The sequence below is a fragment of the Pseudomonas sp. JV245A genome (genome assembly GCF_032424515.1).
Lineage (GTDB): Bacteria > Pseudomonadota > Gammaproteobacteria > Pseudomonadales > Pseudomonadaceae > Aquipseudomonas > Aquipseudomonas protegens.
This window is the reverse complement of sequence record NZ_VYKE01000026.1, coordinates 37,706-58,571: the sequence shown is the minus strand read 5'-3', so window position 1 is coordinate 58,571 and position 20,866 is coordinate 37,706. Positions and strand designations below refer to the sequence as shown.

At 63.3% G+C, this 20,866-nt stretch carries 14 protein-coding genes and 2 pseudogenes; 4 read left to right on the top strand and 12 right to left on the bottom strand.

Annotation, left to right across the window (positions count from 1 at the left end):
- The 3 genes and pseudogenes from F6S12_RS10635 to hutC all read right to left on the bottom strand — a co-directional run.
- Positions 1 to 448 (bottom strand): annotated as a pseudogene (locus tag F6S12_RS10635) (urocanate hydratase); the annotation flags it as partial.
- Positions 449 to 852: 404 nt separating this feature from the next.
- The gene (locus tag F6S12_RS10630) at positions 853 to 1,425 is read right to left on the bottom strand and encodes a HutD family protein (protein WP_011058775.1); all 573 of its coding nucleotides are present in this window, start codon (positions 1,423 to 1,425) and stop codon (positions 853 to 855) included.
- Positions 1,422 to 2,171, bottom strand: a complete 750-nt coding sequence (hutC, locus tag F6S12_RS10625) for a histidine utilization repressor (protein WP_011058774.1) — start codon at positions 2,169 to 2,171, stop codon at positions 1,422 to 1,424. The genes F6S12_RS10630 and hutC overlap by 4 nt, the downstream gene beginning before the upstream one ends.
- Positions 2,172 to 2,278: 107 nt before the next feature.
- Between hutC and F6S12_RS10620 the strand changes: the two genes are divergently transcribed.
- Positions 2,279 to 3,643, top strand: a complete 1,365-nt coding sequence (locus F6S12_RS10620) for a formimidoylglutamate deiminase (protein ID WP_315868892.1) — start codon at positions 2,279 to 2,281, stop codon at positions 3,641 to 3,643.
- An 81-nt stretch (positions 3,644 to 3,724) separates the two neighbouring features.
- Here F6S12_RS10620 and F6S12_RS10615 read toward each other — a convergent pair whose 3' ends face one another.
- Both F6S12_RS10615 and F6S12_RS10610 read right to left on the bottom strand, forming a co-directional pair.
- A complete protein-coding gene (locus F6S12_RS10615; protein WP_011058772.1) occupies positions 3,725 to 4,294 on the bottom strand; it encodes a lipocalin family protein in 570 nt (189 codons plus the stop codon).
- Positions 4,295 to 4,330: 36 nt separating this feature from the next.
- Positions 4,331 to 4,585 (bottom strand): hypothetical protein, encoded by a 255-nt coding sequence (locus tag F6S12_RS10610; RefSeq protein WP_011058771.1) that lies wholly within the window; start codon positions 4,583 to 4,585, stop codon positions 4,331 to 4,333.
- A 210-nt stretch (positions 4,586 to 4,795) separates the two neighbouring features.
- Between F6S12_RS10610 and F6S12_RS33795 the strand changes: the two are divergent.
- A pseudogene (locus F6S12_RS33795) lies at positions 4,796 to 5,902 on the top strand (cache and HAMP domain-containing protein); the annotation flags it as partial.
- 93 nt (positions 5,903 to 5,995) lie between these two features.
- The gene (locus F6S12_RS33790; protein WP_370059460.1) at positions 5,996 to 6,760 is read left to right on the top strand and encodes a methyl-accepting chemotaxis protein; all 765 of its coding nucleotides are present in this window, start codon (positions 5,996 to 5,998) and stop codon (positions 6,758 to 6,760) included.
- 36 nt (positions 6,761 to 6,796) lie between these two features.
- On the opposite strand, the gene F6S12_RS10600 is transcribed toward F6S12_RS33790, so the two are convergent.
- From F6S12_RS10600 to F6S12_RS10580, 5 genes are all read right to left on the bottom strand, one after another.
- The gene (locus F6S12_RS10600) at positions 6,797 to 7,399 is read right to left on the bottom strand and encodes a DUF924 family protein (protein ID WP_315868891.1); all 603 of its coding nucleotides are present in this window, start codon (positions 7,397 to 7,399) and stop codon (positions 6,797 to 6,799) included.
- 3 nt (positions 7,400 to 7,402) lie between these two features.
- Positions 7,403 to 8,413, bottom strand: a complete 1,011-nt coding sequence (locus F6S12_RS10595; RefSeq protein ID WP_011058768.1) for a class 1 fructose-bisphosphatase — start codon at positions 8,411 to 8,413, stop codon at positions 7,403 to 7,405.
- Between the two features lie 187 nt (positions 8,414 to 8,600).
- Entirely contained in the window at positions 8,601 to 9,974 is a 1,374-nt protein-coding gene (locus F6S12_RS10590; protein WP_072452097.1) for a DUF3999 domain-containing protein, read from the bottom strand.
- Complete coding sequence (locus tag F6S12_RS10585) at positions 9,971 to 13,603, bottom strand: DUF2339 domain-containing protein (RefSeq protein WP_315868890.1); 3,633 nt, start codon at positions 13,601 to 13,603, stop codon at positions 9,971 to 9,973. Before F6S12_RS10585 ends, F6S12_RS10590 begins: the two co-directional genes overlap by 4 nt.
- 205 nt (positions 13,604 to 13,808) lie before the next feature.
- Positions 13,809 to 16,259, bottom strand: coding sequence for a glycogen/starch/alpha-glucan phosphorylase (locus F6S12_RS10580; RefSeq protein ID WP_041115300.1), 2,451 nt, complete (start codon positions 16,257 to 16,259; stop codon positions 13,809 to 13,811).
- Between the two features lie 269 nt (positions 16,260 to 16,528).
- On the opposite strand from F6S12_RS10580, the gene F6S12_RS10575 reads away from it, so the two are divergent.
- Entirely contained in the window at positions 16,529 to 16,969 is a 441-nt protein-coding gene (locus F6S12_RS10575) for a YkgJ family cysteine cluster protein (protein ID WP_026020056.1), read from the top strand.
- A 269-nt stretch (positions 16,970 to 17,238) separates the two neighbouring features.
- On the opposite strand, the gene typA is transcribed toward F6S12_RS10575, so the two are convergent.
- Positions 17,239 to 19,059, bottom strand: coding sequence for a translational GTPase TypA (typA, locus tag F6S12_RS10570; protein WP_019093868.1), 1,821 nt, complete (start codon positions 19,057 to 19,059; stop codon positions 17,239 to 17,241).
- Positions 19,060 to 19,198: 139 nt separating this feature from the next.
- A complete protein-coding gene (thiI, locus tag F6S12_RS10565; protein WP_011058762.1) occupies positions 19,199 to 20,653 on the bottom strand; it encodes a tRNA uracil 4-sulfurtransferase ThiI in 1,455 nt (484 codons plus the stop codon).
- Between the last annotated feature and the right edge of the window lie 213 nt (positions 20,654 to 20,866).

Below are 20,866 nucleotides of genomic sequence, written 5' to 3'. Positions count from 1 at the left end.
CCTGGACGATGCCCTGGCTGCCGATGTAGATCCAGCTGCCAGCGGTCATCTGGCCGTACATGGCCAGGCCCTTGGCATCCAGTTCGTTGAAGTGCTCCCAGCTGGCCCAGTGCGGCACCAGGTTGGAGTTGGCGATCAGTACCCGTGGCGCGTTGCTGTGGGTCTTGAACACGCCCACCGGCTTGCCGGACTGCACCAGCAGGGTTTCGTCGTCATTCAGATGGGTCAGGGCCTCGACGATCTTGTCGTAGCACTCCCAGTTGCGCGCCGCGCGGCCGATGCCGCCGTACACCACCAGCTCCTTGGGGTTCTCGGCAACTTCCGGGTCGAGGTTGTTCATCAGCATGCGCAGCGGCGCTTCGGTCAGCCAGCTCTTGGCGGTCAGCTTGTTGCCGCGTGCAGCACGGATTTCGACGTTACGGTATTTAGTTGGCTTGCTGTCGGTCACGGAAAAACTCCTCGGCGATGAGTCCAAGGTGCGAAGAGGATTCCATCGACTCTTACGCACACATATTTACTTGTACATACAAGCATATGCAATCAAGCGGCCAACTCCCTTGAGATCATTCTCATAAACCTGACGACCACATCGCAGGCCTTGTAGAACGGGGCTCTCAACCAAAGATAAATTTTCAGCGAAGGTTTTTTGCCACGCGCGCGGCTGTTACCAAGATGGGCTTTTGCGCCGAGCTGGGGCGTTCGGTAACAAATGAGTGCGCGCAAGAAACAGCAGGCGCGCCGGCGCAGGCACGCAGGACCCCGCACGAAGCCGAGGGCAACCAAGCACGAATAAAGAAAGGAGGTTTGCAGCATCCGCAGGCCGTATCCCGGCCTGCGGCAAGACGCGATGAATCAGCGGGCGGTGAGTTCGATCACGCAGCACAGCCCGTCCAGGGCGACTTCCAGCAGCCCGCGATTGCCTTCCAGGCGCAGGCAGTCATAACGCCCCAGTGCTTGCACCGGTGCGCTACCGGTATCCACCCAGGCTTGCTCGGCAGCACTGAACAGCAACAAGGTGTGCGCCTGGGTGAAAAACCGCTGCTGGCCATCGAGCCACTGCAAACGGGCGACGTAGCGCTGTGGGCAATAGATCAGGTTGAAGTCGCGGATCGCCCCCTCCAGCAATGTGCAATCGACCTGGCTGGCGCCGCTGAAGGCAAAGGCGTCCAGAGGCAACAGCGGCCGCACATCCTCGCCATCGATGGTCAGTTGCATGCCCGCGCCCTGGAGCACGGTGATGACCCGCTGGTAACCGGCAAAACTGGAAAACCCGCCGGACTCGGCGATATCGGCAATCGACAGGCGCCAGCCGAAACCGTCCAGGCCGTCACCGGTATCCCGGGCAATCTCTTCGGTGCTGCCTCCACCGTTTTTCCAGGGCATGCGTGGGTAGTCGGCGGCACGCAGATGGGTGAGCTGGATCATTTGTGAAAGCGCCCTTCCAGACGATGACGGGAACCGGGGTGGATCAGCCGCGCGGCGGTCACCGGCTGGCGCCCGGACCAGGTGCGACGGCGAATCAGCAGGCAAGGCTCGCCCCGCTCGATCTGCAGCAGCCGGCATTCTTCGGCTTCGGCGAGAATCGCCTCCACCACATGCTCGCCCTCGGTCAGGGGCGCGACCTGGGACAGATAGGCGTAGGGGGTCTGCAGGGTGAAGTCCTGCTTGAGGTACTCCGGCGCCACCAGGGCGTTGACGAAACGGTCCTCGATCTGCACCGGGATGTCGTTCTCGAAATGCACGATCAGCGAGTGGAAGACCTTCTGCCCTTCACGCATGTCCAGGGCCAGGGCACGCTCGGAACCGGCGGCCTCCTCGCCCAGGGTGATCACCTGGCAGGTATGGCGATGACCGCGGGACGCGATCTCGTCGGCAATGTTGTGCACTTCGAACAGGGCGGACTGGCTCTTGGGTTCGGCGACGAAGGTGCCCACGCCCTGCATCCGCACCAGCATGCCTTCGGCCGTCATCTCGCGCAGCGCGCGGTTGATGGTCATGCGGCTGAAACCCAGCTGATTGACCAGCTCGCTTTCCGAGGGAACACGGTAGTGCGGCGGCCAGTTTCCGCTCTCGATCTGCTGGGTGATCATCTGTTTGACGCGGGCGTACAAGGGCGCCGGACTATCGCCCAAGTGGGCAGCCAGCGGCGATTTGGCAGGCGGAGTCGGCACAGGAAATCCTTGTTGATCGATAAAGGTGGCTAGCTTGCCGGAGTTTACCGGGCAGGCAAACGTCTGTATATGTATATACAAATAACAAACGATAGGGTGCTTGAACCATGTACGCCTTTTTCGCCGAACGTGCACTGCTGCCTGATGGCTGGGCCAACCATGTACGCCTTGAAGTCAGCGCTAACGGCCAACTGACACAGATCCAGGCCAACGCCAGCGCAGACGGCGCGGAACGGCTCAAGGGCCCGCTGCTGCCGGGCATGCCCAACCTGCACTCCCATGCATTCCAGCGGGCCATGGCCGGGCTGGCGGAAGTGGCCGGCAACCCCAATGACAGCTTCTGGACCTGGCGCGACCTGATGTACCGCCTGGTGGGCAAGATCAATCCCGAGCAGTTGGAAGTCATCGCCCGGCAGCTGTATATCGAAATGCTCAAGGCCGGCTACACCTCGGTAGCTGAATTCCACTACGTGCATCACGACAGCGACGGCAAGCCCTACGCCGACCCCGCCGAACTGTCCCGACGCATCAGCCAGGCCGCCGCCGGCAGCGGTATCGGCCTGACCCTGCTGCCAGTGCTCTACAGCCACGCAGGCTTTGGTGGCCAGGCACCGAATGACGGCCAGCGCCGCTTCATCAACAGCACGGAAAACTACCTCAAGCTGCAACAGCACTTGCAGCCGCTGCTGGCGCAGCAGGCCAACCAGCAACTGGGCCTGTGCTTTCACTCGTTGCGAGCGGTCACGCCACAGCAGATCAGCGAAGTGCTGGCTGCCAGTGATCGCCATTGCCCGGTGCATATCCACATCGCCGAGCAGCAGAAGGAAGTCGACGACTGCCTGAGCTGGAGCGGCCGGCGTCCATTGCAGTGGCTGTATGAAAACGTCGCGGTGGATCAGCGCTGGTGCCTGGTCCACGCCACCCACGCCAACCCCGAGGAAATCAGCCTCATGGCCAGAAGCCGGGCCATCGCCGGCCTGTGCCTGACCACCGAGGCCAACCTGGGCGACGGTATTTTCCCGGCGGTGGACTTCCTGGCCCAGGGCGGGCGCCTGGGCATCGGCTCCGACAGCCATGTGTCCTTGAGCGTGGTGGAAGAGCTGCGCTGGCTGGAGTACGGCCAGCGCCTGCGGGACCAGCGCCGCAACCGCCTGTACCGCGCCGACCAGCCCATGGTCGGCCGGACCCTGTACGACGCCGCGCTGGATGGCGGTGCCCAGGCCCTGGGACAAGGCATTGGCGCCCTGGCCGTGGGTGCCCGCGCCGACTGGATGGTGCTGGATGGCAACGACCCCTACCTGGCCACCGCCGACGGCGACGGGATTCTCAACCGCTGGCTGTTCGCCGGCGGCGACCGTCAGGTGCGCGATGTGATGGTGGGTGGGCAGTGGGTCGTGCGCGACGGGCGTCACGCCGCCGAAGAAGACAGCAGCCGGGCCTTCACCCAGGTCCTGCGTGACCTGCTCAACTAACCCCGACCTGTAGGCGCCTGCTGGCCGGCGAAAGCATTCTCACGAGCGCCTTCGCCGGCCAGCCGGCTCCTGCGGATGAGCTTATTTCGAGGTCTTGGCCATGGCCGAGTCCGACACCCGCCAGATCAGCCGCGTGGTGTCATACCCCTGCTGGCGAGCCTTGCTCAGCAGTTCCTCGCGCACCGTTTCGTTGACCTCCTTGGTCCGCGACAGCAGCCACAGGTAACGGCGGTTCGGGTTGCCGACAATCGCGGTCTTGTAGTCATCGCTGACGTACAACACCCAGTAGTCGCCCTTGGTAGCGCCCGGCAGCAGCCGCGAGAACCAGTTATCGAACTCCACCCACAGCTTGTCGGTCTTGCCCGGCACTTGAGGCGTGGCCGTACCACGGGCCTCTTCCCATTTCCATTCCGGCGTCAGGCAGCGATTGAGCACCGCCACGTTGCCCTCCGGCAGCAGGGTATAACGAGCCTCGGATTGCGCACAGTTGCGCTGGAAGTACATGGGCAACCGCGCCAGCTCGTACCAGGTGCCCTGATAACGCTTGAGATCGACGTGGTTGACGGTCTTGGGCGCCAGCGAATCGTCCCGGGACGTGGCGCAGCCGGCCAAGAGCAGGCCGACCAGAAGAGTGACAGCAAAACGCATCATTATTTTTCTCCCGTGGGCCCGAAGCCCCGGTTTTTTTTACTTCAGGCCTTGCCCGGAAAACATCAGAACCTTGTCACCGGCGTACTGCACGCTGATAAAGCTGTTCTTGTCACCCCAGGTGCAGCTGGACATGCCCAGCGCGCCCGAACAGTCAGTCGGCTTGCCCAGGAGTTGTTCGACCTCGGCCTTGGGCATACCCGCCGACAGCTTGGAATAGTTTTCCTGATTGACCTTGCTGCACGCGGCCAGCAGCACGCAGAACGACAACAGAGCGAGAGAACGCAGGGACATGGTGAACTCCTGAACAAAAGGGGGAAGGCCTGTCAGCCAACCAGAAGCTTAGAAGAGAAAACCCCCTTCTGGTTCCCCGGGGAGACGGGTATTTCTTGCCTGGCAAACCGGGCAATTGCCTCGTAAATCAAGGACCTTTTTGCCGCACCTGACAGTTCGTCGGCTTTGTGCATCTGCCCCTCATTTTCAGTGGTGGCCAGTCGACATAAGATGCAGCGCAAAGCCCTCCACTGTGGCAAATTGACGCCCCTCGTTGACCAGCCCCTCGCGGTAGTTCATTTAATGACCAGAAATATGAAGTTCAGCCACAAGATCCTGCTCGCCGCCGCCCTTGTGGTTGCCGTTGCGTTCGCCTGTTTTATTCTGTTCAACGACTATCGACAGCGAGAAGCCTTGCGCAGCAGCACCGAAGCCTCGATGCAGGAACTGGGCAGCCTGACCACCAGCAACATCCAGACCTGGCTGGAAAGCCGCATCCAGCTCCTGCAATCCCTGGCCCAGCAGATCGCCGTGGACGGCAGCGGCGCCGATAGCCTGAAACGCAGCGTCGGCCTGCCCGCCTACACCGGCAACTTCCAGCTCAGCTACTTCGGGGGCCAGGACGGCGTGATGTTCTCGGTACCGGCCGGCAACCGCGCCGCCGATTACGATCCCCGTGCCCGCGGCTGGTACAAGGCAGCCACCGGCGCCCAGCGGACCATCGTCACCGAACCCTACATCGCCGCCTCGTCGGGCAAGCTGGTGATCACCGTCGCCACCCCGGTACAGCACCAGAACCAGATGATCGGCGTGGCCGGTGCCGACATCGACCTGTCGAGCGTCAGCGCCATCATCAACTCACTGAACTTCGGCGGCCACGGCCATGCCTTCATCGTCAGTGCCGAGGGCAAGATCCTCATCCACCCTGACAGCAAGCTGGTGCTCAAGAACCTGAGCGAGGCCTACCCCAACGCAGCGCCGAACGTCAGCCCAGGGCTGAAAGAAGTGCAGCAGGGCGGCAAGACCCAGTTCATTTCCTTCACCCACGTCAATGGCGTGCCCTCGGCCGACTGGTACGTGGCCCTGGTCCTGGACCAGGACACCGCCTTCGCCATGCTCAGCGAGTTCCGCACCTCGGCCATCATCGCCATGGCCATTGCCGTGGTGATCATCATCAGCCTGCTGGGCATGCTGATCCGCATGCTGATGCAGCCCCTGCACCTGATGGGCCGGGCCATGCACGATATCGCCGAAGGTGAAGGCGACCTGACCAAACGCCTGGTGATCCACGGCCACGACGAATTCGGCACCCTGGGAGTGTCGTTCAACCGTTTCGTCGAACGCATCCACAGCTCGATCCGCGAAGTGTCCTCGGCCACCGGCCAGGTCAACGAAGTGGCCCTGCGGGTCGTGGCTGCCTCCAATTCGTCGATGTTCAACTCCGACCAGCAGGCCTCGCGCACCAGCAGCGTGGCCGCAGCCATCAACCAGCTGGGCGCCGCCGCCCAGGAAATCGCCCAGAACGCAGCCCTGGCCTCGCAGCACTCCAGCGACGCCCGCAGCCTGGCGGAAGACGGCCAGCAGGTAGTGGACAAGACCATCGCCGCGATGCACCAGCTGTCGGCCAAGATCAGCAGCTCCTGCGACAACATCGAAACCCTCAACAGCAGCACGGTGAACATCGGGCAGATTCTGGAAGTGATCACCAGCATCTCCCAGCAGACCAATCTGCTGGCCCTCAACGCCGCCATCGAAGCCGCCCGCGCCGGTGAAGCCGGGCGCGGCTTCGCAGTGGTAGCGGACGAGGTGCGCAACCTCGCCCACCGCACCCAGGATTCGGCGCAGCAAGTGCAGAAGATGATCGAGGAACTGCAGGTAGGCGCCCGTGAAGCCGTGGGCACCATGACCGAAAGCCAGCGCGAGAGCGAGAACAGCGTGGGCATTGCCAACCAGGCCGGCGAGCGCCTGGGCAGCGTGACCCAGCGCATCGGCGAGATCGACGGCATGAACCAGTCGGTGGCCACCGCCACCGAGGAGCAGACCGCCGTGGTGGAGTCGATCAACGTCGACATCACCGAGATCAACACCCTCAACCAGGAAGGCGTGGAAAACCTCCAGGCCACCTTGCGCGCCTGCGCCGACCTGGAGCAGCAGGCCAAGCGCCTGCAGCATCTGGTGGGCAGTTTCCGTATTTAAAGGAACAGCTTCGCCGGCTTGCCGACGAAAGTGCCCTTAAAAACGCGAACCGGGCTCGCGCAGGAAAGCCAGTTCCTCGGCCGTGGATTCGCGGCCCAGGATGGCATTGCGATGGGGGAAGCGCCCAAAGCGGGCAATGACTTTCTGGTGCCGTTCGGCGTAGTCCAGGTTGTCGGCAAACACTGCACGCTCGTCCGCTAGCTGTTCATCGTGCAGGGCGGTAAAGCGTGAAACGCTCTCGTTCTGCACCGCCAGGTTTTCGCAGTGCTCGAACACCAGGTAGATGAAGCAGCGCTGCATGGCCGGCAGGCGCCGGTCAAAATCCGCGGCGATACCCTGGGCCACCAGTGCCTGGGCACGCAGGTCGCCGGCAAATGCCTTGGGAGTGTCGCGATAGATCATCCGTGGCAGTTGGTCGAGCAACAGCACCATGGCCAGCCAACCTTGGGGGCTTTGCGCCCATTCGGTCAAACCGCCAGCCAGGGCCTGCTCCACCAGGCCGGCGAAACGCTGACGCGCTTCGAGGTCCTGGCTGTCGCGCTTGCCAAACCACAACCGGCCCTTGGCAGCGACAATCTCCGCCGGCTTTTCGGCTGAACCGAACCACCAATCAAGCAGAGGCTGCCAGGGCGCGCTCATGATTTATTCCTTGTGGTAGCCGGTCACGCGGGCCACCTCTTCCTTCGAGCCGAGGAACACCGCCACACGCTGGTGCAGGCCTTCAGGCTGAATGTCGAGAATGCGCTTGTGACCATCGGTGGACGCGCCGCCGGCCTGTTCCACCAGGAACGACATCGGGTTGGCTTCGTACATCAGGCGCAGCTTGCCCGGTTTTTCCGGCTCGCGGCTGTCCCGTGGGTACATGAACAGGCCGCCACGGGTCAGGATACGGTGCACGTCAGCCACCATCGCCGCGACCCAGCGCATGTTGTAGTTCTTTTTCAGCGGGCCGGTGTCGCCCGCCAGCAGTTCTTCCACGTAGCGCTTGACCGGGGCTTCCCAGTGACGCTCGTTGGACATGTTGATGGCGAATTCCTGGGTGGATTCCGGAATCTTGATGTCTTCGTGGGTCAGGACGAAGCTGCCCATTTCGCGGTCCAGGGTGAAGCCTTTGACGCCGTCGCCCAGGGTCAGCACCAGCATGGTCTGCGGGCCGTAGATGGCGTAACCGGCGGCGACCTGCTGGGTGCCCGGCTGCAGGAAGGCCTTTTCATTCAGGGCTTCGTTCTGGCTCAGGTACTCGTTCGGGCAGCGCAGTACCGAGAAAATGGTACCGACCGGTGCGTTGATATCGATGTTCGAGGAGCCGTCCAGCGGGTCGAATACCAGCAGGTAGGCGCCTTTGGGGTACTTGCCCGGGATCTGGTAGGCATTGTCCATTTCCTCGGACGCCATGCCGGCCAGGTGGCCGCCCCATTCGTTGGCTTCGAGCAGGATCTCGTTGGAGATCACGTCGAGCTTCTTCTGCACTTCGCCCTGCACGTTTTCCGTGCCCATGCTGCCCAGGACACCGCCCAGGGCGCCCTTGGAAACGGCGTGGCTGATCTCCTTGCAAGCACGCGCCACCACTTCGATCAGGAAGCGCAGATCGGCAGGAGTGTTGTTGCTGCGGGTCTGCTCAATCAAATAGCGACTCAGGGTAACGCGGGACATGGAAGGCTCCGGAGGAATGGGGGGCTAAAAACCCGCGCAGTTTAACGCGAGTCGGGGCGCATTTCCTCCTCTCAGACAGGGAACCGCCAGTTAGAGTTCAGGCGCCGGTTCCAGCGTAGTCAAAAACCCCCAGGCACGATGGACCTTGGTGGCGAGGGAACAAGCTCCCTCGCCACACCTGCCCGCCTCAGGCCGCGGGCTTGCGCAACATGCTGAAGGCCATGCCGGCCAGGGCCAGCACCCCGAGAAGCAATACGGCCCACAGGCCGATCTTCTTCCAGTCCGGCCCGCCTGCCGCCACGGCAGCGGCAGGAGCGACAGTGGCCGAGGCCAGTTGCGCCGCGCCCTCGACCTTGGCCTGGCCCAACTGCTTGAGGCGTTGCGCACTGTAGTCGGGGATCAGGGTCGCCAGCGGCAGGTTGGCCGCGCTCGCGGTGGGGTTGCCCAGGGCCAGGGTGTAAGGGCCGGCTCCCCGAGCCAGGAACACCAGTTGGGTGCCACGCACGGCGAACTCCAGGCTCGGGGCCTCGGCGCCCAGGCCGCCACCACGCTCATCCACCACCAGCCTGAGTTGCTGCACGGTCTGCCCCGGCAGTTGCAGTTCGTTCTGCTGTACGTCCTGGCCATTCTGGGTCAGGCGGTACAGCAGGCCATTGCCCAGTGGCTGCCACGGCAGGCTGCTTTCTCGGCGCCCATAAAGCGTGGCCGGAGCCAGGCTGTTGGCCTGGGTCAGGGCAATGCGCACCCGTTCCAGGTTCAAACCCATAGGCAGCTGCCAGGTGTACTCGCCGGCCTTGGCACTGCTGCCCTTCAGGGGCTGCGACCACACCAGCGGCGATGGCAGGCTGCTGGTGGTACTGCTTTGCAATTGCGCCGAAGTCAGCACCGGCGCCGTTTGCGGGGTGTTCCATAACAGGCGCAGGTAGCGCGCCGTCTGCCCGGGCAAGGCCACTTCATGCTGTTCGACCCGTTCGTCGGCGAACGACAGGCGCGCCACCTGGCCTTCGCCCCAGGGCTGCCAGTGCTGCAGGTCGTCGCTGGCTTCGATGCTGAACCGCTGGAAGCCGTCGCGTTCGCTGGTCCAGTCCAGCACCAGTTGCTGCAACGGTGCCTTGATTGCGCTGGCATCCAGCAACCAGCCACGCAGGACCTCCTCGCCGGCCTCCAGTTGAGTGGAGGGCTGAACCTCCACCAGCGTGCCATTGGTGGTGGATTGCACCCGCACGCTGGGGGTGCTGTCGGCGGCATCTGCCGAGCTGTACAACGGGAACCACTTCACATCGCTGAGCGTGTGCTGCTCGGTGGTCTGCGCCTGCTGGCGCGCCAGGGCATAGGCCTGGGGCTCACCGGCAGCGTTGAACACACGGATATCCCGCAGGTCGGTCTGGCTGGCGTGCAGTTGCACCGCCAACGGCAATTCCAGGCGATACCAGGGCCCCTCGCCGCTCAGGCTCAGGGGTGCCAGGGACTTGAAGTCCCCCGGTTTGTCCTGGGCCACGGCGGACAACGCCACACACAGGCCCACAGCCCCCAACCAGCCCAGGCTCAGCTTCGCACTCACGATGACACTCCTTCATTCAACGGTTTGCCAGGCTCGGCTTGCGCCTCGGCGCGCTTGGGCGGCAATGGCGCGAAATAGCCCACCACCAGCAGCAATACTCCCACCCCGATGAACGAGACGATCCGCGCCAGCCCGCCACGGTTGCTCAACTCCACCAGGAACAGCTTGGCCACCACCACGGCAATCAGCACTGCGCCGATCAGCCAGACTTCACGGCGATGACGCAGGTGGCCGCCGATCATCAGGCTCAGGGCAATCAGGGTCCAGACGATGGACAGCCCGGCCTGGACCATCATCGATTCCAGCAACGCATCCGCCTGGAACGGCACGCCGCTCCAATGGTGGGCCGCCCGCATCACCAGCACGGTGAAGAAGGCGAACAGCGACAGCCCCGCCACCAGTTGCGTGGCACGCTCGGCGTAGTCGGCACGGATCGCCAGTTCCCGCACCGCGCTGCGCGACCAGACATAGACGCCGAACAGCGCGAACAGCAGCCCCAGTTCCAGCGGGTTGAGCAGCGGCAGGTAAGGCAGTGGTTCGGCCCGGCCATCGCTGAAGATATTCGCCAGCCAGAACCAGCCGAGCATCAGCACCGCCAGGGGCAGCGCGGCATACAGGCGGTACTCGCGGGAATGGGCAGAAACCGGCCACGGCCAGGCGCGCGGCGCGGCCATCGCCACCAGGTACAGGCTCGGCAGGATCGCCCAGCCCAGCCAGCGCCAGGCGTTGTACTGCTCCGACAACAGCAGCAGGCCATAACGCAGCTCCAGCGCCAGCACGCCGATCAGCAACCAGCAGCCCAGCACATGGGCGATGCTCGCCACCCGTGCCGGCAGCTGCGACACCAGGCGCCGCTGGCTGAAGAAGTGCACGGCGAACAACAGGGTCCAGGCCAGCCAGCCGAAATCCGCCGCCGGGTGATAGCGCGGAGCCCAGGAAGCCAGGAGCACCAGGCCCGCGGCCGGTATCAACAGGCTGCACAACAGGCCCAGGGACGACCATTTCAAACGTACCGCCAGCAGCGCCCAGAGCAACACGCTAGCCGCGCTGATCAGCAACAGCAGGTTGGCCTGCCAATGGGCCGGGGCGAAGCGCAGCACTTCCTTGAGCCAGGTAAAGGCCCACCAGCAGGCGCCCCAGGCCAGCAACAGATCGGACAGATGGCCCAGGCTCAAGGTATCGAAGGCCGAACCATGGTTGCCCCGCTGCAGGCGCCAGGCGCCCACCAGGGCCGCCAGGGCCAGGACCATCGGCGTCCAGAAATCGCCATTGGCCAGAGGCCGCGCAGCGTCCGCCGCGACGAAATACCAACCCGAACCGGCCAGCAGGAAAGTGCTGCCGCCAATCACCTGGAGCACCAGGCCGAAGACAAAGCTGGCCCGCTGCTGCAGATACAGGCTGAGCCAGATGATCAGCAGGCCACTGGCGGCCCAGACGCCACTGGCCGTGCTCCAGGGCAGGACGAACAGCACCGCCAGGTTGATCATCATCAGGCCGGCCAGCAGTACCAGGGACAAGCCCCGCAGCAGCCGCGGATCGCTGCGCACCATGTCATTGCGGGCTGCCAGGAGCATGCCGCCGATCAGCGCCAGGCCAATCAGCGAAGCGCTCATCAGCCCGCTCCAGCCGGCGTTGAACACCGCACCGGCATCACCGTCCGCACCTTGCAGGCGCATCAGGAACAGCGCACCGCCCAACAGCTGCACGGCGAAGGCGGTGAACAGGAACGTCCGCGATTGCAGGCGCAGGCCGACAAACAGCGTCGCCAACCCGGCCACCGCCCAGCTGATGGCGGTGCCCTGGGTGAACAGGAACAACGGCGCCAGCAGGTACAGGAAAGCCAGCCCGGCCACCGCCAGGATCGGCGCAATGCCCTGCTCCCAGCTCGCTACCTGGGTCTTCTGCGCCCGCCGCAACTGGTCGAAGCTGAACAGCAGCGCGACGCCCAGCAGCAACGCCCCCAGCGGCGCGCCATCCAGCAGGCTGGTAGCGCCAGGCTGCAGCTTACTGAGGAAGGCCAGGGCCGACCCCAGTTGCAGCAGCAGGGCGAACGCCCGGGCCAGCGGCCGTTGCTGGCGCAGGCCGAGCCAGAAGATTCCCGCCCCTTCCACGGCCCAGGCGGCGCAGGTCCAGCGCGCATCCAGGCCTAGAGGGATCGCCAGGCTGGCGAAGATCACGCCCAGGGCCAGGCAGGTTTCACCCAGCAACAGGGCGCGGCCGCCCATCAGTAGCCGGGCCAGGACCATATAGGTCAGGCCCAGGGCCAGGGCACTGAAGGAAGCGGCGAACTCCAGGTGCTGGACCAGCGCCAGTTGCAGGCCGAAGCCCACCAGGGGCGGGCCGAAGAGCATGCTGCCGTCGACGTAGTCACCCTTGCGCGCAGACCAGTGCAGCAGCGCCTGGCGGCTGTCATCCGCCGGTGCGTCGGGCATTTCCAGCAGCTTGCGCCGGGTGAACAGCAGGCCGATGGCCAGGTACATGACAAAGAACAGGATCAGGAAGGGCTCGGTGCTCCACAGCAGCTCCGGCGTGTAGGAGCGCAGGCCCCAGGCAAAGCCGATACCGAAGGTGCCGACAAAGCCGATCAGGTTCAGCAGGCGCCAGGCCTTGAACCAGGCAATGGCCAGGATGCCTGCATTGAGCAGGGCGAAGTAACTGAACAGTGCCACATGGCTGCCGGCGCCGGTGGACGTCAGGATCGGTGCGGCAAAGCCGCCCAGGGCTGCAGCGGCCGCCAGACTGAGGGCGTCCTGGGTAATGGCCAGGATCGCCGAAAACACCGTGACCGCCACCAACAGGCCAAGGGCCGCGGAAGGGTCGAGCAACGGATGCAGGCGCATCGCCGCGAACACCGTCAGGTACAGCACGGCGATACCGGTGCCCTGGAGCATCAGGGCGTAGTTGCTGTTGCGCCGCCGCAACCACCAGCCCAGGCCCAGGAGGCCCAGGGAGCAGGCCGCAACCCCGGCGTAGCGCAGCTCCAGCGGCACCACCATGCCTTCGGTGGCGTAGCGCAGAAGGAAAGCCAGGCCAAGGAACAACAGCACCACGCCGACCCGCAGCACAGTGTTGCCGCCAAACAGCCAGTTGCGCGCGCCGCTCAGGGCGCGCTCGATCAGGTTGGGTTCCCGAGGCGCAGCTACGGATTCACGGGCCGGCGCCTGGGGCTGGGGTTGCCATACCGACTCCGGCACCGGCTGGCTGGCCTCCACGGAGGCGGCAGGGCTCGCTGCCGCGGGCAACTCCCAGACCAGCTCGGGGGCAGCCGGCGCCGGCTCCACGGGCTGGACTTCCTCAAGAATGAATTCGGGAAGGTCTGCAAGTTCCGGCGCGGCGCTCATGCCGCTGCCTGCCTCGGCCAGCGGGGCGCTGGCCTGGGGTTCTGAGGCGGGTTCGGCAGCGGGGCCGCCGGTGCTTTCCAGCAGGGCAAGGCGCTGGCCCAGGGTAGCGAGGGCCTTCTTTGCCTTCTCCAGCTCACGATGCTGGTCGACAACTTGTCGATGCAGGGCGTCGGAACGAATCGCCAGGCCGATGGCCAAGCCCGAGACCGCGCCAATCAGGGCGTCGCTGAAGGACTCGTCAAGGAGCCAGCCCAGTCCCCCTCCCAGCAGCATGAATATCCATTGCATGTGTCGATATCCCTAAGCAGTCCATTGACGGACGGGTGCAACCGTATGGGTGCCCGCGCCGGTAAACCGGTAAAGGCCCCTCCCCGCTTGGAAGCCGGACACCAGCCAAAAGACACCGCCGGGGAGGCAAAACGCTGCCCAGTATATCGGCAAGGCCCAACAAACGCTGGGCCTTGTACACACTTCTAGAATTTTCTCAGGGGCCTCATTCCAGGGCCTTCCAGATCTCCGTAGCGTATTCACGGATGGTCCGGTCCGAAGAGAACCAGCCCATGCGCGCAGTGTTGAGCACCGCCGAACGCCACCATTCCTTGGAGTCGTGCCAGCGCTCCTCGACCCGAGCCTGGGCGTTCCAGTAAGCGTCAAAATCGGCGCAGACCAGGAACCGGTCGTAATCGATCAGCGAATCGATCAGCGCGGTATAGCGCGACGGATCGTCCGGGGAGAACACCCCGCCGCGAATCGCCTGCAGCACGTCGTTCAGCCGATGGGAGGCGGCGATGTCCGGCACCGCGCTGAACTCGCCATTGCGTTTGCGCGCCTCCACCTGCTGGGCACTGAGGCCGAAGATGAACATGTGCTCCGCGCCGACCTGCTCGCACATCTCCACGTTGGCGCCGTCCAGGGTGCCGATGGTCAACGCGCCATTGAGGCCGAACTTCATGTTGCTGGTGCCCGAGGCCTCGAACCCGGCGGTGGAGATCTGCTCCGACAGGTCGGCGGCAGGAATGATGCTTTCCGCCAGGCTGACGTTGTAGTTGGGCAAGAACACCACCTTGAGCAAGCCGCGCACCGTGGGGTCATTGTTCACCGTACGGGCGATGTCGTTGGTCAGCTTGATGATCAGCTTGGCCTGGTGATAGCTGGCGGCAGCCTTGCCGGCGAAGATCTTCACCCGGGGCACCCAGTCGGTTTCCGGCTCGGCGCGGATCGCCTGGTACAACGCCACGGTGTGCAACAGGTTGAGCAACTGGCGCTTGTATTCGTGGATGCGCTTGACCTGCACATCGAACATTGCCGCCGGGTTGATCGCAATCCCCAGGCGCTCATGGATGATCGCCGCGAGGGCGCGCTTGCTGTGCAGGCGCTGCTCGGCGAACTGTTTGCGAAAGGCCGGTTTCTCGGCAAAGGGTTCGAGCCCCCTGAGCAGTTCCTCGGGGCTGTCCAGCAGCTCGGGGCCCAGGGCCTCCACCAGCATTTCAGTGAGTTGCGGGTTGGCCTGGTACAGCCAGCGGCGGAAGGTGATGCCGTTGGTCTTGTTGTTGATGCGCTCGGGGTACAGCTTGTGCAGCTCGGAGAACACCGTGCTGCGCATCAACTGGGTGTGCAGCCCGGACACGCCGTTGACGCTGTGGGAGCCGAGAAACGCCAGGTTGCCCATGCGCACCCGGCGGCCGTTGTCTTCCTCGATCAGCGACACCGCCCGCAGCACGTCGAAATCGTGCAGGCCCTTGGCCCGCAGCGAGTCGATGTGCTGGGCGTTGATCAGGTAGATGATCTGCATGTGCCGCGGCAGCATGCGCTCCATCAGGCCCACCGGCCAGGTTTCCAGGGCCTCGGGCAGCAAGGTGTGGTTGGTGTAGGAGAGGGTTTCCACGGTGATCTGCCACGCCGCGTCCCAGGCGATGCCGTGCAGGTCGACCAGTTGGCGCATCAGCTCGGCCACGGCGATCGACGGGTGGGTGTCATTGAGCTGGATCGCCGCGTGCTCGCCGAGGCTGAGCACCGAGTCGTGCATGTTCTTGTGGCGGCGCAGCAGGTCCTGCAGCGACGCCGAGACGAAGAAATATTCCTGGCGCAGGCGCAGCTCCTGGCCGGCCTCGGTGCTGTCGGCCGGGTACAGCACCCGGGAAATGCTCTCGGCCCGGGCCACTTCGGCTACCGCGCCCAGGTGGTCACCGGCATTGAAGCGCTCCAGGTGCAGGTCTTCCATGGCCCGTGCCCGCCACAGGCGCAAGGTGTTGACGCTGGCCCCGCGCCAGCCCACCACCGGGGTGTCGTAGGCCACCGCGCGCACCGTTTCCGCCGGCCACCAGACCTGCCGGGTGTTGCCCGCCTCGTCGGTCACGGTGTCGACACTGCCACCAAAGCCGATGGAGTAGATCACCTCGGGGCGCTCGAACTCCCAGGGGTTGCCGAAATCCAGCCAGTGCTCGGTCTGCTCCTGCTGCCAGCCATCGACGATGGCCTGGCGGAACAGCCCGTGTTCGTAGCGGATGCCGTAGCCGTGGCCGGCGATGCCCAGGGTCGACATGCTTTCCATGAAGCATGCCGCCAGGCGCCCCAGGCCACCGTTGCCCAAGGCCGCATCGGGCTCCAGCAGGCGGATGCGCTCCAGGTCCACCCCCAGGTCGGTGAGGGCCTCGCGGGCCACCTCCAACAGCCCGAGGTTGCTCAGGCTGTCGAACAGCAGGCGGCCGATAAGGAACTCCAGGGACAGGTAGTACACCCGCTTCTGGCCCTTGCGGTAGATCTGCCGCGTGTGATCCATCCAGTGGTCGACCATGTGGTCCCGCGCGGCCAGGGCAATGGCTTCGAACCAGTCGTGGTCGAAGGCGTGATCCGGGTCTTTGCCTACCGCGTAGGTGAGTTTGGTCAAGACGGCTTCGCGAAAAGCGGCCACCTCAGCGTCGCGAACAAGGGGTTCCTGAGTCATCGATACGACCTCTGACGAGATACACAGTGAGCATGGAATTGTCTGAGCCTAGTCGGTCTGACACGAGGCGAAGGCTCTGGTTCGGCGCTATTTCAAATGGCTCGGCTAAACAGGGAGTCTTCTGCGCCAGCGGGAGAAAAGGATGCAGTTGCCGTGCCGCCAGGTATTGTTCGGCGCCACATGAAGAAAAATCCGACCTAAAGTCGTTCAAAAATCCACCAGTCCCGGTATGATCGCGCGCCCTGGAACACCTGCCGGAAATGACCTTGATGAAGTCCAACCTGATCGCCGCCGCGGAAATCGATCGTCTCGATACCTGGGCCAAGTACACCGCCCCCATGTGCGGCTCCTGCATGTCCAGCTGCTGCACACTGCCGGTGGAAGTGAAGATCAAGGACCTGATCCGCATCGGCATCGTCGATGAATTCGAACGCGGCGAGCCGGCGAAGAACATCGCCAAGCGCCTGCAGAAGGAAGGCATCGTCGAGCGCTACAACCAGAAGTCGGAAATCTTCACCCTGCAGCGCATGAGCAACAACGACTGCCTGTATCTGGATCGTAAAAGCCGCCTGTGCACCATTTATGACAAGCGCCCGGACACCTGCCGCAACCATCCGAAGATCGGCCCGCGCCCGGGTTACTGCGCTTACAAGCCCAAGCCCCAGGTGCGCCCGACCAATACCAGCAGCCGGACCCTGGAACGTTTCTGAGCCCCGGCCTGCGCCTGCAACCCCGTTCCCCATGTAACCCTGCCGCCCTGTAGCCGCAGCCGAGCCTTGGCGAGGCTGCGAACGGCTGCAAAGCCGCCGCAGTACAGGCTACTGCAGAGTTTCAGATACACCGCTTTACGACCGCTACGCGGTCGAGCGCAGCCTCGCAGGCTCGGCAGTGGCGACAGGACCCGAGCTTTTTCACAGATCAAAAAAAACGCCCCCGGCCGCAAGGCCGGGGGCGTTTTCATTCAGCCGGAACTAAAGACTCAGTTCTTGGCTTTCTTGGCAGCGCGAGTACGCTCGCCTTCGTCCAGGATCTTCTTGCGAAGACGGATGGACTTAGGAGTTACTTCACACAGCTCGTCGTCCTGGATGAATTCCAGAGCCTGTTCCAGGGTGAAACGGACCGGCGGAACCAGGGCGATGGTTTCGTCCTTGCCCGAAGCACGCATGTTGTCGAGCTTCTTGCCTTTGGTTGGGTTCACACCCAGGTCGTTGTCACGGCTGTTCAGACCAACGATCTGACCGTTGTAGATTTCCTGGCCGTGCTCGACGAACAGCTTGCCGCGCGCCTGCAGGGTTTCCAGGGAGTAGGTCAGGGCCTTGCCGGTTTCTACCGATACCAGTACGCCGTTCTGACGGCCGGACATGTGGCCGGACTTCATCGGAGCGTAGCGATCGAAGATCGAGGTCAGGATGCCTGCACCGTTGGTCAGGGTCAGGAACTGGTTACGGAAACCGATCAGACCACGGGCTGGAATGTTGTATTCCAGGCGTACACGGCCCTTGCCATCCGGAACCATGTTGCTCAGGTCACCCTTACGCAGGCCCATTTCTTCCATGACCTTGCCCTGGGAATCTTCAGGGATGTCGATGGTGACGTTTTCGAACGGTTCCTGCTTCACGCCGTCAACTTCACGGATGATCACTTCAGGACGGCCAACGCCCATTTCGAAACCTTCGCGACGCATGGTTTCGATCAGTACCGACAGGTGCAGCTCACCACGGCCGGAAACCTTGAACTTGTCGGCCGAGTCACCTTCTTCGACACGCAGAGCAACGTTGTACAGCAGCTCCTTGTCCAGACGCTCCTTGATGTTACGGGAGGTCACGAACTTGCCTTCTTTACCGCAGAATGGCGAGTCGTTGACCTGGAAGGTCATGGAAACGGTTGGCTCGTCGACGGTCAGCGGCTTCATCGCTTCAACAGCGGTCGGGTCGCACAGGGTGTCGGAGATGAACAGCTCGTCGAAACCGCTGATGCAGACGATGTCGCCGGCAGCGGCTTCTTCAACGTCTACGCGGTGCAGACCGTGGTGGCCCATCAGCTTGAGGATACGACCGTTGCGGCGCTTGCCGTCGACGTCGATGGCCACTACCGGGGTGTTGGGCTTGACGCGACCGCGAGCGATACGGCCAACGCCGATCACACCCAGGAAGCTGTTGTAGTCCAGAGCGGAGATCTGCATCTGGAACGGACCGTCACGGTCAACGCTTGGCGCTGGCACGTTGTCGACGATCGACTGGTACAGCGGGGTCATGTCTTCGGCCATTTCGGTGTGGTCCAGACCGGCGATGCCGTTCAGGGCCGAGGCGTAGACGACTTTGAAGTCCAGCTGTTCTTCGGTGGCGCCCAGGTTGTCGAACAGGTCGAAGATCTGGTCCAGAACCCAGTCAGGACGCGCGCCCGGACGGTCGACCTTGTTGATCACCACGATTGGACGCAGGCCGGCTTCGAAAGCCTTCTTGGTCACGAAACGGGTTTGCGGCATAGGGCCGTCTTGAGCGTCGACCAGCAGCAGCACGGAGTCGACCATGGACATTACGCGCTCAACTTCGCCGCCGAAGTCGGCGTGGCCCGGGGTGTCCACGATGTTGATGTGGTAGCCGTTCCAGTTGATGGCGGTGTTTTTCGCCAGGATGGTAATGCCGCGCTCTTTTTCCTGGTCGTTGGAGTCCATCACGCGCTCGTCGTTGAGCTCGTTGCGCTCCAGGGTGCCGGATTGACGCAGGAGTTTGTCTACCAGGGTGGTCTTACCATGGTCAACGTGGGCAATGATGGCGATGTTGCGTAGATTTTCGATCACTTGTGTATCTCGATCAGAGGATTCGGTGTGCTGACAAATGCTGGCAGCGATTAACAATAGATTCAGGCCTGGCCGTTACAGCTGGACGGCGGCGTCGGGGGGCCGGTGACGCAAGCCACAGGCGAACATCCCCGGGCACTTAGCTCGGTCTATAAACGCGCACATTGGCATGTCCCTCACTGAGCAGATGGTGAGCATGCAGGCGACTCATGACGCCTTTGTCGCAATACAGCAGGTACTGGCGCGTAGGGTCCAGTTCCTTGAAGCGGGCGTTCAATGCATAGAACGGCAGCGCTTTTACTTCGATGCCTGCGAGCTCCAGCGGCTGGTCTTCCTCGGCATCCGGATGACGGATGTCGATGACGATCTGACCGGCCAGCGCCTCACTGACTTCTTCAATCTGTACATCCTGGCCCAACTCGTCGATCACCCGATCGATCGGCACCAGTTTGGCCCGCTCGATCGCACGCTCGAGCACCGCCATATCGAATTCTTTCTCTTCATGCTCGACGCGATGGCGCTTGGCATGGGTCTTGGGGTTCACCGAGATGACCCCGCAGTACTCCGGCATGTGCTTGGCGAAGTCGGCGGTGCCGATCTCCACGGCCAGGTCGATGATGTCCTGCTTGTGGCTGGCGATCAGGGGGCGCAGTACCAGTTTCTCGGTCACGCAGTCGATCACCGACAGGTTCGGCAGGGTCTGGCTGGACACCTGGGAAATCGCCTCGCCGGTCACCAGCGCATCGATGTGCAGGCGGTCGGCGATGCTCGACGCGGCACGCAACATCATACGCTTCAAAATGACGCCCATATGACTGTTGTCGACTTTGCCGAGGATTTCCCCGAGCACTTCCTCGAACGGCACGCTGACGAACAGCACGCGCTGGGAGCTGCCGTACTTCTTCCATATATAGTGCGCGACTTCCATCACGCCCAGTTCATGGGCACGCCCGCCCAGGTTGAAGAAGCAGAAATGCCCCATCAGGCCGCGGCGCATGATCTGGTAGGCCGCCACCGTGGAATCGAAACCGCCGGACATCAGGACCAGGGTCTGTTCCAGGGCGCCCAGCGGGTAGCCGCCGATGCCGTTGTGCTGGCTGTGGATCACGAACAACCGTTGGTCGCGAATTTCCATCCGCACTTCGATTTCAGGCTCTTTCAGGGAAATTCCGGCGGCGCCGCACTGCCGACGCAGTTGGCTGCCGACGTATTTTTCCACGTCCATGGAGCTGAATTCATGCTTGCCGGCACGCTTGCAGCGCACGGCAAAAACCTTCCCCGGGAGGGCTTCGCCAAAGTGCTGCTTGCACTTGGCGACGATGTCGTCGAAGTCGCCCAGAGGGTACTCGTCGACCTGCAGGAAATGCGCGATGCCGGGCATGCAGCTCAGGCGCTCGGTCATGTCCTTCAGGGCCTTGGGCTCGCTGACGGCGGTTTCCAGCTCGAGGTTGTCCCACACACCATTGACCACCACGGCCGGGTCCAGGTCGCGGAGCACGGCACGGATGTTCTTCGCCAACTGACGGATGAAACGCGTCCGAACCGGGCGGCTCTTAATGGTGATTTCCGGGAAAACTTTAACGATTAGTTTCATGAAAACAGCGCGCGCTGGGCCAGCCGAAAAAGGGGGGCGCGGATTATAGCGGAAATTGCTCAAGGTTTAACCAGTTTATGTGCAGAAGGTTTTCGATGCACCAAAACGGGTCATTTATTGGCAAAGACGCTACATTGCAGTGCGCCGAATGCCGGCATTCAACCCAATACGTCGCAGAAAGCGTGATTTTGGGGCAGAAAACCCATCTCGGGG